Origin of the sequence: Pseudomonas sp. MPC6, from assembly GCF_006094435.1 — a bacterium.
Classification (GTDB): domain Bacteria; phylum Pseudomonadota; class Gammaproteobacteria; order Pseudomonadales; family Pseudomonadaceae; genus Aquipseudomonas.
The window spans coordinates 4,745,580-4,760,934 of record NZ_CP034783.1 but is presented as its reverse complement, the minus strand read 5'-3'; the positions used below and the strand labels follow the sequence as shown (position 1 = coordinate 4,760,934).

The following is a 15,355-nucleotide window of genomic DNA, read 5'->3' as shown; positions in this document are numbered from 1 at the left end:
TCTCACCCGCCGATTTTTCAGGAAGCCCCATGTCCAGTCAGTTCCCCGAAGCACGTCCACGCCGTCTGCGCCGCAATGCGAGCCTGCGCAGCCTGTTCCAGGAAACCGAATTCAGCTTGAACGACCTGGTGTTGCCGATTTTCGTCGAGGAAGAAATCGATGACTTCGTGCCGATCAAAAGCATGCCCGGGGTGATGCGTATTCCGGAATCCAGGCTGGCAGGCGAGATCGAGCGCTATGCCCGGGCCGGGATCAAGTCGGTGATGACCTTCGGCGTGTCCCATCACCTGGATGCCAGCGGCAGCGACACCTGGAGCGATAACGGCCTGGTATCGCGCATGGCGCGGATTGCCAAGGATGCGGTGCCGGAAATGATCCTGATGTCCGACACCTGCTTTTGCGAGTACACCGACCACGGTCATTGCGGTGTGTTGCACAACCACGAAGTCGACAATGACCAGACGCTGGTCAATCTCGGCAAACAAGCCGTGGCCGCCGCCCGGGCCGGGGCCGATGTGATTGCCCCGTCAGCCGCCATGGACGGGCAGGTCCGGGCCATTCGCCGGGCGCTGGATGAGGCGGGTTTCAGTCAGGTCGCGATCATCGCCTATTCGACCAAGTTCGCTTCGGCGCTCTATGGACCGTTCCGCGAGGCCGGTGGCAGTGCGCTCAAGGGCGATCGCAAAAGCTATCAGATGAACCCGATGAACCGCCGCGAAGCCGTGCGCGAATCGTTGATGGACGAGCAGGAAGGCGCCGATGCGTTGATGGTCAAACCGGCCGGCGCGTACCTGGACATCATCCGCGACATCCGCGAAGTGTCGCGCCTGCCACTGTCGGCCTATCAGGTGAGCGGCGAGTACGCGATGATCAAGTTCGGCGCACAGGCCGGGGCGATCGACGAGGATCGGGTGGTGCGTGAAAGCCTGGGGGCGATCAAGCGGGCGGGGGCGGATCTGATCTTCACCTACTTCGCAATGGACCTGGCCTTGGCCGGGATCTGACGATCACTATTCGCAATGGACCTGGCGCAGGCGGGATCTGACGATCACTATTTGCAATGGACCTGGCGCAGGCGGGATCTGACATCACCACAACCCCTGTAGGAGCCGGCTTGCCGGCGAAAGCGGTGGGTCAGTCAATACATGCTTCGACTGACACTCCGCCTTCGCCGGCAAGCCGGCTCCTACAGGGTTCAGTGGGTCAGTCGATATAGGTGTCGACTGAGACTCCGCCTTCGCCGGCAAGCCGGCTCCTGCAGGGGGCTGTGGTGGATCAGGGCGATCCGAAAAACGGCCTGATCCCGTGATCCCGGAAATACCGCTCGATCACCTTCGGATCGGAGCACGTCTCGGCCACCGCCACATAAGTATCCGGCCGCAACAGATAAAACCCGCTACGCCCCAGGCCCGCCGCTTCAAACGCCGGACGCCAGCCAAACACATGCAATGGCAAATGATGTTCGTTGCACCAGGCAATCATTTCATCGCTGGTGTCGCCATACACATGCACCTGCCAGGTCAGGCACTTCAGCGATTCGAAATTGTCCCCCTCGCCGTCGTGGGCCCAGGGTAAGCGGTCGCCGCCATGCACGTGCCCGGCAACGCCTTTGCTCAGCGGCATCCCGCGATAATCGAGGGTCATTTGCGACACCGTGCGAAACAGAAACTCGCGGCTGGTTTCCAGTGACGCCACCTTGGGGAGCAGAAACGGCGCCAGCCGCGTGCGCAGCAAGTCGGCCAGGCGTCCTTCGGCGGTGACGAAACTGAACACCCGGTCGGTGGTGGCCACCAGTTTGCGGGCAAACGAGATGCGCTCGGGTTCGTAGCTGTCGAGCAGTCGGGCTTGGGCACCGCCGCTCAATACCGCTGCGAGTTTCCAGGCCAGATTGATCGCATCGCCAATTCCGGTATTCATGCCCTGGCCGCCGGCGGGGCTGTGGACGTGGGCCGCATCACCCAACAGAAACGCGCGCCCGGTGCGGAAGTGATCCGCCACCCGATGGTGCACGCGATAGGTCGAGAACCAGTTCAACTGATCGATCTGCACCTTCATGTGCTCGATGGCCCGGCTGCTGACGTCTTCAAAACGCAGGGTTTCGGCGCGCTCGGCGCGTTCATCGCGCACCGTACCAATCAGCCGGGCACGTCCTTCGCCGGCCAACGGAAACACCGCGAGAAAATCCGCTTCATCGAGATCCACGTGCAGTTCGCCATTGAACGTCGGCCCACTGCCTTGCACGTCGGCCACGTAGAAAATCTGCTGATAAGTGCCGCCGGGGAATCCGGTGTCCAGGGTTTTGCGCACGATCGACCGGGCACCGTCGCAACCGGCCAGGTAGCAGGTCTGGCAGATTTCCAGCTGGCCATCGGGCAAGCGCAGGCGGGCGGTGATGCTGTCGCCGGTTTCCTCGAAACCCTCCAGCTCGGTAGTGCGTTCGACCCTGATGCCAAAGGCTTCCAGGCGTTCTATCAGCAGCCGTTCATGCTCGTCCTGGGGATAGATTTCGAGGAATGCATAGGGCGTCAGGCCCTCGCCAATCGTGCTCAAAGGCAAGCGCGCCACGGCTTCGCCCTTGACCCAGAAGTTCGCCGCAGCGACTCGATGACCGTTCTGCACCACGGCCTGGCTGAGGTCGAGCTGGCGATACAACTCCAGCGTCCGCGCCTGCACCGCCAGCGCCCGCGACGTGGTGCCGGGGCTCGACGCCTTGTCGATGATCCGCACGCGGATTCCCAGTTTGCTCAGCCACAGCGCCAGTACCAGTCCGGTCGGGCCGGCACCGATGATCAGGACGTCGCTACGGTTCATGGGCCTGTGCTCCTCGATGTGTGGAGCAAGTATGGTTCAGTCCGGGCATGGGGGCAGGCTGGCTGCCCAATGGAGGCCCCACACAGGTCAGCTCCCGCAGGTTTGTGCCAGTGGAAGGAACAGTGCATCGTTCGGGCAGTCATAGCCTGCGCCATGCCATTGATCGTATGGTTAACCCGGCTCAACGGATTTGATGGAGCATCATGCAAGCCAATCGATTGATCATGGGTATCGCCGCGTTGCTGGTCCTGGCCGGTTGCGGCACTCAACGCATCCAGGAGCCACCGGTGCGCAAGCCTGCCGAGGTCAGGGCCGAGATCGTGCGTCTGCTGCCGGCCAAGACCGTCGACCGTCAAGGATGGGCCACCGACATTTATGCAGCGTTTGCCGCCCAGAACATCTACCCCTCCACGCAAAACCTGTGTTCGGTACTGGCGGTGACCGAGCAGGAGTCGACCTTTCAGGTGGACCCACCGGTGCCGGGCCTGGGCAAGATCGCCCGCGAGGAAATCGACCGCCGCGCCGCCAAGGCCCACATCCCCGGTCTGCTGGTGAGCGGTGCGCTGCAGGTGAGCTCCAGCAATGGCAAAAGCTACAGCGACCGCCTGCAAGCCGCCCGCAGCGAAAAAGAGCTCAGCGCGATCTTCGATGATTTCATCGGCAGGGTGCCCATGGGCCGCACGTTGTTCGCCGGTTTCAACCCGGTGCACACCGGCGGGCCGATGCAGGTCAGCATCGACTTTGCCCAGGAGCAGGCGCGGGATTATCCATACCCGGTGGACGGTTCGATTCGTCGGGAAGTGTTCAGCCGTCGCGGCGGCATGTATTTCGGCATCGCGCACTTGCTCGGTTATCCGGTGAGCTACCAGCAGCCGCTGTACCGCTTCGCCGATTTCAATGCCGGGTGGTACGCCAGCCGCAATGCCGCGTTCCAGAACGCGGTGAGCCGTGCCACGGGCATCCCGCTGGCGCTGGATGGCGACCTGGTCCGTTACGATTCGATCATGCCCGGCACCACGGAACTGGCGGTGCGCACCCTCGGCAAGCAACTGGGCATGCGTAATCCGACTATCCGTAATCAGCTGGAGGAGGGTAAAAGCCTCGAGTTCGAGGACAGCGAACTCTATCGGCGAGTCTTCGAACTGGCCGAACAGGCCGAGGGGCGTTCATTGCCACGGGCGGTGTTGCCGGGGATCGTGCTGCAGAGCCCGAAGATCACCCGCAAACTCACCACAGCGTGGTTCGCCAAACGGGTCGATGAACGTTATCAGCGGTGTATGGCGCGGCGGTAGGCGCCGGCTTGCTGGCGAAGGCTTCTTCAAGGGCGCTGGATGGCTTTAGGCCGCCTTCGCTGGCAAGCCAGCTCCTACAGGGAATCACCTGCGTACCGATGAATTGTGGTCAGCGCCAAATCCCCATGTAGGAGCCGGCTTGCTGGCGAAGGCGTCTTCAAGGGTGCTGGATGGCTTTAGGCCGCCTTCGCTGGCAAGCCAGCTCCTACAGGGGATCACCGCCCGAGTCCCGGTTTATTGCCGGCATCCCCGGGCACTTCTACACTGTCAGCGGGCATTGTTTGCTCAATGCAGTGGAACGAGGGCGGGTGAGCGCGCCTCTACTGACTATATTCCTGTCTCGCCAGGGGAGCCGCACCATGTACCAGCTCTACGGACACCAGAACTCCGGCGCCGCTGCGATCGAAGCAGCACTCGAACTTTGCGAGATCCCTTACCGCTTCATCGATGTCGAGTCGTCCCCGCAGGACGCCATGGCGCTGGAGAAACTCAACCCGCTGAAACAGATCCCGACCTTGCAACTGCCCGACGGCAGCATTCTCACCGAGAGTGCGGCGATCCTGATTCACCTGGGGCTCACCTTTCCCCATTCGAAGCTGCTGCCGGAAAAGGCTGCGGAGCGCGATCAGGCCATCCGCGGCCTGGCGTTTATCGTCACCAATTGCTACGCGGCCATCGGCATCATCGATTACCCCGAACGCTGGTTGGCCCAGGCGGATGAAGCGTCCAGGCACAACCTCATGGCCGGCGCGCGCAAGCGCCTGCATTGGAGTTGGGAGGTGTTTGCCGATCAGTTCTCGGGCGAGTTGTACCTGGGCGATGAAACCCCCAGAGCCCTGGATGTGCTGGCGGCGGTGGTCAGTCGGTGGGCGGGCAGCCGGGAGCATTTGCGCAGTACCCGGCCAGGGTTTTTCACGTGGCTGGAACGCATCGACCGGCACCCGACGCTGGCACCGGTCTTCGCCCGGCATTGGCCAGCCTGAGAACACTGCTATCCCCCTGTAGGAGCTGGCTTGCCAGCGAAGGCGGCGTGTCAGCCGACACATGTATTAGCTGATGTATCGTCTTCGCTGGCAAGCCAGCTCCTACATGGGGAATGCGGTGTCAGTGAGTTATTCCCCGCGAATGTACTGCTCCAGCTGCCGAATCAGTTCGGCCTGTTCGGCAATGGCTTCCTTGACCAGGTCGCCGATCGACAGCAAGCCGATCAGCACACCGCCTTCCACCACCGGCAGGTGCCGCAGGCGTTTGTCGGACATGATACCCATGCAGGTTTCCACGGTCTGATGGGTGTCCACGGTGATGACCGGCGAGACCATGATGTCCTCGACCGGCGTACCGACGGACGAACGGCCCTTGAGCACCAGTTTGCGCGCATAGTCACGCTCGCTGATGATGCCGATGACCTCGCCGTTCTTCACCACCGGCAATGCGCCGACGTTTTTCGCGGCCATGACCATCAGCGCTTCCAGCACCATTTGATGAGGCGCAATGGTATGGACTTCCTGATTTTGCTGGGCCTTTAACTTGAGCAGTTGGGCGACGGTTTTCATGGCGGTTTCTCAGGTGTTGTCGTTGTTCTTGAAGAATCGTAGACCCGGGCGCGCAGAGCAAGGCGGAAAGCGGCAGATAGCACGCAAAAAACGCCATTCGGCGGTTTTTCCTGGGCTGTCGTTTGCTTTTAGCTCAACTCCAGCCAGATCGGTGCATGGTCCGAGGGTTTTTCCATCCCGCGCAGTTCATAATCCACGCCCGCATCCTTCACCCGCGGCAACAAGCCGTGGGACGCCATGATCAAATCGATCCGCAGCCCGCGCTTGGGCTCGTCTTCAAAGCCACGGCTACGGTAGTCGAACCAGCTGAAGCGGTCGGCCACGTCCGGGTTCAGGTGACGGAAGCTGTCCACCAGGCCCCAGTTCTTCAGGCGCGCCATCCACTCGCGTTCTTCGGGCAGGAAGCTGCATTTGCCGGTTTTCAGCCAGCGTTTCATGTTGTCCGCCCCAATGCCGATGTCGCAGTCTTCCGGCGAAATGTTCACGTCGCCCATCACCACCAGCGGCTGATCATTGCTGAACTGACTTTCCAGCAACTGCTGCAAGTCGCCGTAGAAACGCTCCTTGGCCGGGAATTTGGTCGGGTGGTCACGGCTTTCGCCCTGGGGGAAATAGCCGTTCATGATGGTTACCGGCACGCCATTGGCGTCGGCGAACGTGCCCCAGATGAAGCGGCGCTGGGCGTCTTCGTCATCGGTGGCGAAACCTTTGTGCAGCGCCAGCGGTTCTTTGCGCGAGAGCAGGGCGACACCGTAGTGGCCTTTTTGCCCATGGAAATACACGTGATAGCCCAGGGCCTGAACCTCGGCCAGGGGGAATTGTTCGTCGTGGACCTTGGTTTCCTGCAGCCCGATCACGTCAGGCTGGTGCTTCTCGATCAGCGCCGCCAGCTGATGCGGGCGAGCGCGCAGCCCGTTGATGTTGAAGGAGACGATCTTCATGGTCGGCAGTCCTGGCAAAAGGGCGATGCTAGCTGACATGGAGGAATGGGGCTAGCTTGGGGAGGCTATTCGTCTTCCTTGTTTGTCCTGTGTCGTCTGTTCCGGCCTCTTCGCGAGCAAGCCCGCTCCCACAGTGGGTTTGTGCATGGATCCAGTATTTTCTCTCACGGTGGGTTTGTGCATGGACCCAGTAGTTTCTCCACAGGGGGTTTGTACATGGACCCAATGATTTCTCCAGTCTGGTCTATACCTTGTGGGAGCGGGCTTGCTCGCGAAGACGGCTCATGCACCGCCACTGATTTCGGATCAGCACGGAACTGTGCCTGCGCTGCCAGGTTCGTACCCATAAGAACGCGGCCTTTTGAGCTGCGCCCCGGAGAGATCAGCCGTTATGCCCGAAACCTCGACCGCCATCGCCGATATCCACATGCTCGACAGCGGCTATTCCCGCGAAGCCCGCTCCTTGCTGTACCAGGCTTATCGGCACGAACCGACCTTCGGTTACCTGTTCGAAGCGGAACGCCCCGGTTACGAACAACGGGTCCGCGCCACCGTGCGCGAACTGGTCAAGCAACATTTTCTGCAGGACTTGCCGGCCATCGGCCTGCTGGTCAACGACCGGTTGATCGGCATCGCCCTGATCGCGCCGCCGCAACGGCGTCTGGGCATCACCGACAGCTGGGCCTGGCGCCTGCGCATGGTGCTCAGCACCGGCTTTCGCTGCACCCGCCGCTACCTCGAATATCACGATGCGGTGATGGCGTGCGTGCCGTCCGACGAGGTGCACCTGCTGCCTTTGCTGGGAATTCATCCACAATTTCAAGGCAAGCACTTCGGCGAACAGCTGCTGCAAGCGGTGCATAACTGGTGCGCGGTGGATGAACACTCCCAGGGCGTGGTCCTCGATACCGGGAATCCTCGTTATCTGGAGTTCTATAAGCGTCAAGGCTATGAGGAAATCGGCGAGGTGGCCGTAGGACCGATCCGCGAACACGTGTTTTTCCACGCCAATCCTCAGGTGTTACAAACAGCAACGGCTTAACGGTAGAACTTTCTTTCATAGCGAGGCTCTATCACGCTCCCAAGCTCGTGATAGCATCCGCGCCTATGAAGTTTTCAGGAAGATTTACCAGCGCCATGCTGATGCTGATTACCAGCTGCGCGGCGCTGGCGCAAAGTGAATTGGATGTGCGGATCAAACCGTCCAACGATGAACTCAAAGCCAATATAGAGGGCTATATCGGCAGCCTCGGCGATCGCGATGAGGAAGCCTTGCTGCGCTTCAGTCGTGGCGCCGAGGAGCAGGCGCGCAAGGCCGCCCAGGCCCTGGGCTATTACCAGCCGCAGATCGACAGCGACGTGAAGGGCGGCAAGACGCCGCGCCTGGTGCTGAATATCGATCCCGGCGAGCCGGTGCATTTGCGCAACGTCACCATTCGCGTCGAGGGGCCCGCAGCCTCCCTGAAATCCTTTCGCGTGCCCAAGGGCGCCGCACTCAAGACCGGCGCGGTGCTCAATCATGGTCACTACGAAGATGCCAAGCGCCTGATCCAGAACCAGGCCTCGCGCTATGGCTTCTTCAGCGGGCGCTTTACCAGCCAGAAGCTGGCGGTAGACCCGCGGGCCGGCGTGGCCGACATCGAATTGGTCTACAACAGCGGCCCGCGTTATGCCCTGGGCAAGGTCAGCTTTGAAGGCGACACGCCCTTCGACGAAGACTTGTTGCAACGCATGGTGCCGTTCAAGGCGGGCGCACCCTATGACTCCGAACTGATCGCCGAACTCAACCAGGCGCTGCAATCGAGCGGCTATTTCGAGGGGGTGCGGGTCGATGCGGCACCGACCGCGTCCAAGGCCAATGTGATCCCGGTGGACGTCAAGCTCGACACCCGCAAGCCGCGAACCATGGGCCTGGGCGTGGGTTACTCGACCGACGTCGGCCCACGGGTCAAGGCCAACTGGACCCGGCATTGGGTCAATCCCCAGGGGCACAGCTACGGCTGGGAAACCGAAGTCTCGGTGCCACGGCAAAACGTCGGGCTGTTCTACGACATTCCGCTGGACCCGCCGCTGACCGACAAACTGCGTTTCGCCGGCGGCTATCAGTATGAAGAAATCGCCGATAAGGACAGCCTGAGCAAGCTGTTGACCCTCGGTCCCGAGTGGCACAGCAAGTTGCCCAGCGGCTGGCAACGGGTGGTGTCGCTCAAATGGCAACGGGAAGAGTACCGACTCGGCGACGACTCGGGGCTCAGCACCTTGCTCATGCCCGGCGTCAGTTATTCCTATCTGAAAAGCGACAACCGTATCGACCCGCACAATGGTTATCGCCTGGCCTTCGAAACCAAGGTCGCCAAGGAAGGGTTGGGGTCCGACAACAATCTGCTCTATGGCACGGCACTGGTGAAGGGCTTGACCACGGTCTTCGACAAACACCGATTGCTCGGTCGGGTACAGGTCGGCGGCAGCGCGACCAACGGCTACAAATCGGTGCCGCCGTCGTTGCGGTTCTTCGCCGGTGGCGATCAGAGCGTGCGCGGTTACGATTATCAGAGCCTGTCCCCGGAAAACTCCAACGGCGACCGCATCGGCGGTCGTTACATGGTGGCCGGCAGCGTCGAGTATCAGTACGCCGTCGCCGAAAAATGGCGGGTGGCGACCTTCATCGACCAGGGCAACTCCTTTAATACACTTGAATTGCCGAACCTCAAGACCGGCGTCGGCATCGGCGTGCGCTGGGTGTCGCCGGTGGGGCCGATCCGCCTCGACCTGGCTCACGCGATGGACGACGACGGCGGCATTCGACTGCACTTTTCCATGGGGCCTGAGCTGTGAAGCGTGGTTTGAAAGTAACGCTGCTGGCGATCCTGGCGCTGTTGATGCTGGTCGTCCTGACCCTGGCCACGGTATTGGGCACGGTGACGGGCAGTCGCTGGGCTCTCGGGTTTGTCCCGGGCCTGACCGTGGAGAATTTCCAGGGGCGCCTGGGCGGGCAGTGGAGCGCCGACCATCTGTTGTGGCAGCAGGACAGCAGCCAGGTCGAGCTGAGCAAAGTGATTTTTGCCTGGTCGCCGCTGTGCCTGACGCGCATGACCCTGTGCATCGAGCAATTGCAGGCCGACCAGGTCAGCTTGCAATTCCCGCCGGGCGCGGAAGAAGAGAGCAGCGGGCCGATCACCCTGCCGGACGTGCAATTGCCCCTGGCAATAGAGTTGGGTGACATCAAGGTCGGCAGCCTTTTGTTCAACGGCAGCGAAGCGCTCAAGGGCCTGCAACTGGCGGCGCACTGGACCGATAAAGGTTTGCAGATTGATTCCGTGCAGTTGCAGCGTGACGAGCTGAGCCTGAACCTGTCCGGCCTGCTGCAACCCAGCGGCAACTGGCCGCTCAAGGCCGAGGGTAGACTGACCCTGCCATCGCCGGGCACCGAGCCGTGGGCGCTGGCGCTGAAGGTCGACGGCGACCTGCTGAAGACCCTGAACCTGAAAGCCGCCAGCAGCGGCTATCTGAACGGACAACTGACTGGCGAACTGCAACCCCTGGTGGAAAACCTGCCGGCCAAGGTGCGCATCACCGCCGATGGCTTCAAGGCCAGCGCCGACCTGCCGGACACCCTGCAACTCGACCAGCTGGAGCTCACCGGCGACGGCGACCTGAAACAGGGTTACCAACTGCTCGGCAAGGCCACGCTGCCCGCCGAGCAAGGCCCGGTCGCATTGTTGCTGCAAGGCAAGGTCGACGCCAATGGCGCGCAGATCGCCGGGCTGGACCTGACGGCCAACGACAAGCAAAGCCTCAAACTCACCGGGCACCTGGACTGGAGCAAAGGCCTGAGTGCCGAGGCGAAAATCGACTGGCTGGATTTCCCCTGGCACCGTCTCTATCCGCTGATCGACGAACCGGAAGTGGCCTTGCGCAGTTTCAACGGTGAAGTCTCCTACACCGACGGCAAGTACCTCGGCAACTTCAAGGCCGCGCTGGATGGCCCGGCCGGGGCCTTCAGCCTGAACAGCCCGTTCGCCGGCGACCTGACGAAAATCTACCTGCAACAAATCCAGCTCGAAGCCGGGCAGGGCAAAGCCCAGGGTCACCTGAACCTGCAATTCGCCGATGGCATTGCCTGGGACACCGCGCTGGACCTGTCGGCCATCAATCCGGCGTACTGGGTCGCAGAGTTGCCGGGCACCCTGGCCGGACCGTTACGCAGCAAAGGCGAGCTGAAGAATGAAACACTCAGCCTGAATGCCGACCTGGACCTGAAGGGCAAGCTGCGCGGCCAACCGGCAGTGATCCAGGCCAAGGCCGACGGCGGCGGCGAGCAATGGAACCTCAGCGCCCTGCAGATTCGCCTGGGCGACAACAGCATCAATGGCAAGGGCAGCCTGCAACAGAAACTGACCGGCCAGATCGACATCAAGTTGACGCGCCTGGCGCAGCTCTGGCCGCAATTGCGCGGGCAGCTCAACGGCCGGGTCGATGTCGCCGGCACGCTCAAGGCACCGCAAGGCAAGCTCGGGCTGCAAGGTACGCAGCTGGCGTTCGAAGACAATCGTCTGCAAAGCCTGAACCTGGATGCGACGCTCGACAGCGCGCAACGGGCGAAAATCGATCTCAAGGGCCGCGGCATCCAGGCCGGCGACACCTCGTTGGGGACCTTGACCGCCAGTGGCCAGGGCGATATCAAGAAGCAGAAGCTGACCTTGGATCTGCAAGGACCCCAGCTGAAACTGGCGCTGGGCTTTGACGGTGCGCTGGACCAAGGCAACTGGCGCGGACGCCTGGCCAGCGGCGATATCCAGGCCGGTGGCCAGGACTGGAAGCTGCAAGGCCCGGCGAAGCTCGAGCGGCTGGCGGACGGCAAGGTCAACTTCGGCGCCCATTGCTGGATGTCCGGCCCGGCCAGCCTGTGCGGTGAAGACCAGCGCCTGATGCCGGAGCCGAAGCTGCGTTATCACCTCAAGCAATTCCCGATCGACAGCCTGGCGCAGTGGTTGCCCAAGGATTTCGCCTGGAAGGGCCGGCTCAATGCTGACCTGCAACTGGACATGCCCGCCAGCGGCCCGAACGGTCAGATCAGCATCGATGCCAGCGGCGGCACCCTGCGCGTGCGCGAGAAAGACCAGTGGCTGGACTTCCCGTACCAGACCCTGAAACTGACCAGCAAACTCACGCCCAAGCGCATCGACACCGACCTCAACTTCGTGGGCGGCAAGCTCGGCGAACTGATGGTGCAGGCCCAGATCAATCCGTTGCCCAAGGACAAGCCGCTGACCGGGTCTTTCCGTTTGAGCGGGCTGGACCTGTCCGTGGCCCGGCCGTTTGTGCCGATGGTCGAGAAAATCACCGGGCGCTTGAATGGCAGCGGCACGATTTCCGGCGCACTGCTGGCCCCTCAGGTCAATGGCAGTGTGCTGCTCAGCGACGGTGAGATTTCCGGGGCTGAACTGCCGATGGACCTTGAAGCCTTGCAGGTGCGGGCGCTGATTGCCGGCGAAACCGTGCAATTGGAGGGCAGCTGGAAAAGCGGCAAGGCCGGACAGGGCAGCTTGAATGGCGACATCGCCTGGGGCCAGGCGCTGGTGGTGGACCTGGTGCTCAAGGGCTCGCAGTTGCCGGTGAACGTCGAGCCGTATGCCAAGCTGGAAATGGCGCCAGACCTGAAGATCTCGATGAAGGACGACAAACTGTCGGTTGCCGGCAAAGTGCGGGTGCCCAAGGGTGAAATCACCGTGCGCGAGTTGCCGCCGTCGACGGTCAAGGTCTCCGATGACACGGTGATCATCGGCCAACAGACCGAAGAGGGCAAACCGCCGATGGCCATGGCGATGGACATCGATGTGGTGGTCGGCGAAGAAAAACTCAGCTTTGCCGGGTTTGGCCTGACCGCCAACCTGCAAGGGCATGTGCACATCGGCGACAACATGGACACCCGCGGCGAGCTCTGGCTCAACGACGGGCGTTACCGCGCCTACGGCCAGCGGCTGACAGTGCGCCGCGCACGTCTGCTGTTTGCCGGGCCCATTGACCAGCCCTACCTGGACATCGAAGCGATTCGCCAGACCGATGACGTGATCGCCGGGATTCGCCTGAGCGGCAGCGCCGAGCAGCCGACCACGCAAATCTTCTCAGAGCCGGCCATGAGCCAGGAACAGGCGTTGTCCTATCTGGTGCTGGGCCGTCCGCTGAGCACCACCGGCGAGGACAACAACATGCTGGCTCAAGCGGCGCTCGGGCTGGGCCTGATGGGCAGTTCGGGGGTGACCAGCGGCTTGGCCAAGAGCCTGGGTATTCAAGACTTCCAGCTCGATACCGAGGGCAGCGGCAACGAAACCAGTGTGGTGGCCAGCGGCAATATCTCCGAGAAACTCAGCCTGCGTTACGGGGTTGGCGTGTTTGAGCCGGCCAACACCATTGCCTTGCGCTACAAGCTGAGCAAGAAGGTCTACCTCGAGGCTGCAGGTGGTGTGGCCAGTTCGCTGGATATCTTCTACAAGCGGGATTTCTAGGCCCGCGTTCCCTCGATACCGAGTCGCTTCCTTCGCTGGCAAGCCAGCTCCTACAGGTGTGTGTCGCGCGATCCATGTGATCGACACGATCCCCTGTAGGAGCTGGCTTGCCAGCGAAAGCAATCTATCAACCCCCCCAACCCACCTGCAAAACCCCATTTATCAGCCCCGCCAAACACAACAGCAAAACTCCATTTATCTGTGAAATAGAAAGCAGCCTAACTATTTCATTGACATTCGCTGCCTAGGCAGTAACATCTCGACATACATTCTCTGCCTAGGCAGCTAATTGGTGGTCAGATGAAACATTTCACCCCGGACGAATTCCACACGTGCCATCTCGGCCTCCTGCTCGGGCGCGCGGCGCTGCTCAAGGACCGGATCATCGACACCCATATGGAACCCCATGGCATCACGTCCGCACAGTTCAAGGTCTTGATCATCATGGCCCAGTTCGGCGTCGATACCCCGGCCGAGCTCTGTCGCCACCTGTCCCTGGACAGCGGTTCGATGACCCGCATGCTCGACCGTCTGGAACAGAAAGGCTTCCTCGCCCGCCAACGCTCCGCGGCGGACCGCCGTCAGGTGCAGCTGGTGCTGACTGAAGAGGGGCTGAAGCTCGCCGACCGCCTGCCACATATCGGCGCCGACGCCATGAATGAGCTGGCCGGGGCCATCACCCCGGAAGAACTGAACACCCTGGAACAGATCCTCAAGAAAATCCTGGTGGCCGCCGGTGACTCGATCACCCTGCTGCGGGTAGGTGACAAATGAACAGTAGAACCTTGCGCACCGGCCTCAGCCTGGTGCTGTTGGCCATGACCCTGGCCGGTTGCGCCAGCTACAGCGGCCTGGACACCGAAGGCGTCAGCCTCGAGGCGAAAAACCTCAAGGCCGGACAATCCCTCAGCGGCGTGATCCTGTCGCCGGCGGCCTGGCCGAAAAGCAACTGGTGGAAAAGCCTCGGCGACCCGCAGCTCGACGGCCTGATCCGCGAAGCCCTGCACGACAGCCCGGACATGCAAATCGCCGCCGCCCGCGCCCATCAGGCCAGCGCCGCCGCTTACGCCGCCGACGCCGAGCGGATGCCGACGCTGGATGCCAGCGCCGGCGTCAGCCGTTCGCGTCTGGCCCGCGATCAAGACCCGCAGGGGCAGGGTGATGCCTACTCCACCGTGCGCAACATCGGCGCCAGTTTCAATTACAACTTCGACCTCTGGGGCGGCCAGCGCGACGCCTGGGAAGCCGCCTTGGGCCAGGCCCGTGCCGCCGAAGTCGACCGGCAGGCGGCGCAGTTGACGCTGGCGGCCGACGTCGCCCGCGCCTACAGCGATCTGGGGCAGGCGCACATCGTCCATGACCTGGCCAGCGAAGACCTCAAGCGCACCCGACAAATGCTAGACCTGAGCCAGCGGCGCTTGAGTTCGGGGATCGACAGCCAGTACCAGTTCCAGCAGACCGAAAGCCTGGAGGCCACCTCCCAAGCCAGCCTGATCGACGCCGAAAAACGCCTGCAAAGCGCGAAAATCGCCTTGGCCGTGTTGCTCGGCAAAGGGCCTGATCGCGGGAATGACATCGCCCGGCCGAACATCCTCCAGGCCAGTGCCGTGGCACTGCCATCGGTGCTGCCGGCCGAGCTGCTCGGGCGGCGTCCGGACCTGGTGGCGGCGCGCTGGCGGGTCGAGGCGGCGAGCAAGAACATCGACGCCGGCAAAACCCGCTTCTACCCCAACCTCAACCTGAGCGCCGCGGCCGGTGCCGAGTCGTTGCTGGGCGATGCGATGTTTGGTTCCGCGAGTCGTTTCTTCAACATTGCGCCGACGATTTCCGTGCCGATTTTCGACGGCGGCCGCCTGCGTGCCGACCTCGATGCCCGCGACGCCGATTACGACCTCGCGGTGGCGCAGTACAACAAAAGCCTGGTCAATGCCCTGGCCGATGTCAGCGACACCATTAACCAGCTGCGCGATATCGGCCGGCAGATCGGTGCCCAGCAACACGCCACCGACATTGCCCAGCAGTCATACGACACCGTGGTCCAGCGCTACGGTTCCGGGATCGGCAACTACCTCGACGTGCTCAGCATCGAGCAGCAATTGCTCCAGGCCCAGCGCCAGCTGGCAAGCCTGAATGCCGAGCAGATCGATCTGTCGATTCAACTGATGCAGGCGCTGGGAGGCGGTTTTCAGGGCGACACCCTGACCGCAGCCAATCCAATCCCAGCCACGCAGCACAACTAATTCAAGGTATTC

At 62.1% G+C, this 15,355-nt stretch carries 11 protein-coding genes; 8 read left to right on the top strand and 3 right to left on the bottom strand.

Features of this window, described 5'->3' with window-relative positions; genetic code table 11:
* Positions 1-29: 29 nt before the first annotated feature.
* Positions 30-1,004 carry a porphobilinogen synthase gene (hemB, locus tag ELQ88_RS24070; protein WP_128869317.1) on the top strand — a complete coding sequence of 325 codons (975 nt, stop codon included), beginning with the start codon at positions 30-32 and terminating at the stop codon, positions 1,002-1,004.
* 271 nt (positions 1,005-1,275) lie between these two features.
* Here hemB and ELQ88_RS24065 read toward each other — a convergent pair whose 3' ends face one another.
* Positions 1,276-2,811, bottom strand: a complete 1,536-nt coding sequence (locus ELQ88_RS24065; RefSeq protein ID WP_128869569.1) for an FAD-dependent oxidoreductase — start codon at positions 2,809-2,811, stop codon at positions 1,276-1,278.
* 203 nt (positions 2,812-3,014) lie between these two features.
* On the opposite strand from ELQ88_RS24065, the gene ELQ88_RS24060 reads away from it, so the two are divergent.
* Positions 3,015-4,103 carry a DUF1615 domain-containing protein gene (locus ELQ88_RS24060; RefSeq protein WP_138968231.1) on the top strand — a complete coding sequence of 363 codons (1,089 nt, stop codon included), beginning with the start codon at positions 3,015-3,017 and terminating at the stop codon, positions 4,101-4,103.
* A gap of 359 nt (positions 4,104-4,462) precedes the next feature.
* Positions 4,463-5,086 (top strand): glutathione S-transferase, encoded by a 624-nt coding sequence (locus ELQ88_RS24055; RefSeq protein ID WP_138968229.1) that lies wholly within the window; start codon positions 4,463-4,465, stop codon positions 5,084-5,086.
* A 129-nt stretch (positions 5,087-5,215) separates the two neighbouring features.
* Here the strand turns inward: ELQ88_RS24055 and ELQ88_RS24050 are convergent, their stop codons facing one another.
* Both ELQ88_RS24050 and xthA read right to left on the bottom strand, forming a co-directional pair.
* Complete coding sequence (locus ELQ88_RS24050) at positions 5,216-5,656, bottom strand: CBS domain-containing protein (RefSeq protein WP_128869566.1); 441 nt, start codon at positions 5,654-5,656, stop codon at positions 5,216-5,218.
* Positions 5,657-5,784: 128 nt separating this feature from the next.
* A complete protein-coding gene (xthA, locus tag ELQ88_RS24045; protein ID WP_128869565.1) occupies positions 5,785-6,597 on the bottom strand; it encodes an exodeoxyribonuclease III in 813 nt (270 codons plus the stop codon).
* A gap of 391 nt (positions 6,598-6,988) precedes the next feature.
* Here xthA and ELQ88_RS24040 point away from each other — a divergent pair, with 391 nt between their 5' ends.
* From ELQ88_RS24040 to ELQ88_RS24020, 5 genes are all read left to right on the top strand, one after another.
* A complete protein-coding gene (locus tag ELQ88_RS24040; RefSeq protein WP_128869564.1) occupies positions 6,989-7,639 on the top strand; it encodes a GNAT family N-acetyltransferase in 651 nt (216 codons plus the stop codon).
* A gap of 65 nt (positions 7,640-7,704) precedes the next feature.
* The gene (locus ELQ88_RS24035; protein WP_138968227.1) at positions 7,705-9,432 is read left to right on the top strand and encodes an autotransporter assembly complex family protein; all 1,728 of its coding nucleotides are present in this window, start codon (positions 7,705-7,707) and stop codon (positions 9,430-9,432) included.
* A complete protein-coding gene (locus ELQ88_RS24030) occupies positions 9,429-13,103 on the top strand; it encodes a translocation/assembly module TamB domain-containing protein (RefSeq protein ID WP_138968225.1) in 3,675 nt (1,224 codons plus the stop codon). The genes ELQ88_RS24035 and ELQ88_RS24030 overlap by 4 nt, the downstream gene beginning before the upstream one ends.
* 300 nt (positions 13,104-13,403) lie before the next feature.
* Positions 13,404-13,877 (top strand): MarR family transcriptional regulator, encoded by a 474-nt coding sequence (locus ELQ88_RS24025; protein ID WP_138968223.1) that lies wholly within the window; start codon positions 13,404-13,406, stop codon positions 13,875-13,877.
* The gene (locus ELQ88_RS24020) at positions 13,874-15,343 is read left to right on the top strand and encodes an efflux transporter outer membrane subunit (RefSeq protein ID WP_138968221.1); all 1,470 of its coding nucleotides are present in this window, start codon (positions 13,874-13,876) and stop codon (positions 15,341-15,343) included. The genes ELQ88_RS24025 and ELQ88_RS24020 overlap by 4 nt, the downstream gene beginning before the upstream one ends.
* Positions 15,344-15,355: the final 12 nt, after the last annotated feature.

Coding starts and splice junctions, on each gene's coding strand:
- xthA (WP_128869565.1), bottom strand. CDS start 6,597: ATGAAGATCGTCTCCTTCAACATCAACGGGCTGCGCGCTCGCCCGCAT.
- ELQ88_RS24050 (WP_128869566.1), bottom strand. CDS start 5,656: ATGAAAACCGTCGCCCAACTGCTCAAGTTAAAGGCCCAGCAAAATCAG.
- ELQ88_RS24035 (WP_138968227.1), top strand. CDS start 7,705: ATGAAGTTTTCAGGAAGATTTACCAGCGCCATGCTGATGCTGATTACC.
- ELQ88_RS24060 (WP_138968231.1), top strand. CDS start 3,015: ATGCAAGCCAATCGATTGATCATGGGTATCGCCGCGTTGCTGGTCCTG.
- ELQ88_RS24025 (WP_138968223.1), top strand. CDS start 13,404: ATGAAACATTTCACCCCGGACGAATTCCACACGTGCCATCTCGGCCTC.
- ELQ88_RS24040 (WP_128869564.1), top strand. CDS start 6,989: ATGCCCGAAACCTCGACCGCCATCGCCGATATCCACATGCTCGACAGC.
- ELQ88_RS24065 (WP_128869569.1), bottom strand. CDS start 2,811: ATGAACCGTAGCGACGTCCTGATCATCGGTGCCGGCCCGACCGGACTG.
- ELQ88_RS24020 (WP_138968221.1), top strand. CDS start 13,874: ATGAACAGTAGAACCTTGCGCACCGGCCTCAGCCTGGTGCTGTTGGCC.
- ELQ88_RS24055 (WP_138968229.1), top strand. CDS start 4,463: ATGTACCAGCTCTACGGACACCAGAACTCCGGCGCCGCTGCGATCGAA.
- hemB (WP_128869317.1), top strand. CDS start 30: ATGTCCAGTCAGTTCCCCGAAGCACGTCCACGCCGTCTGCGCCGCAAT.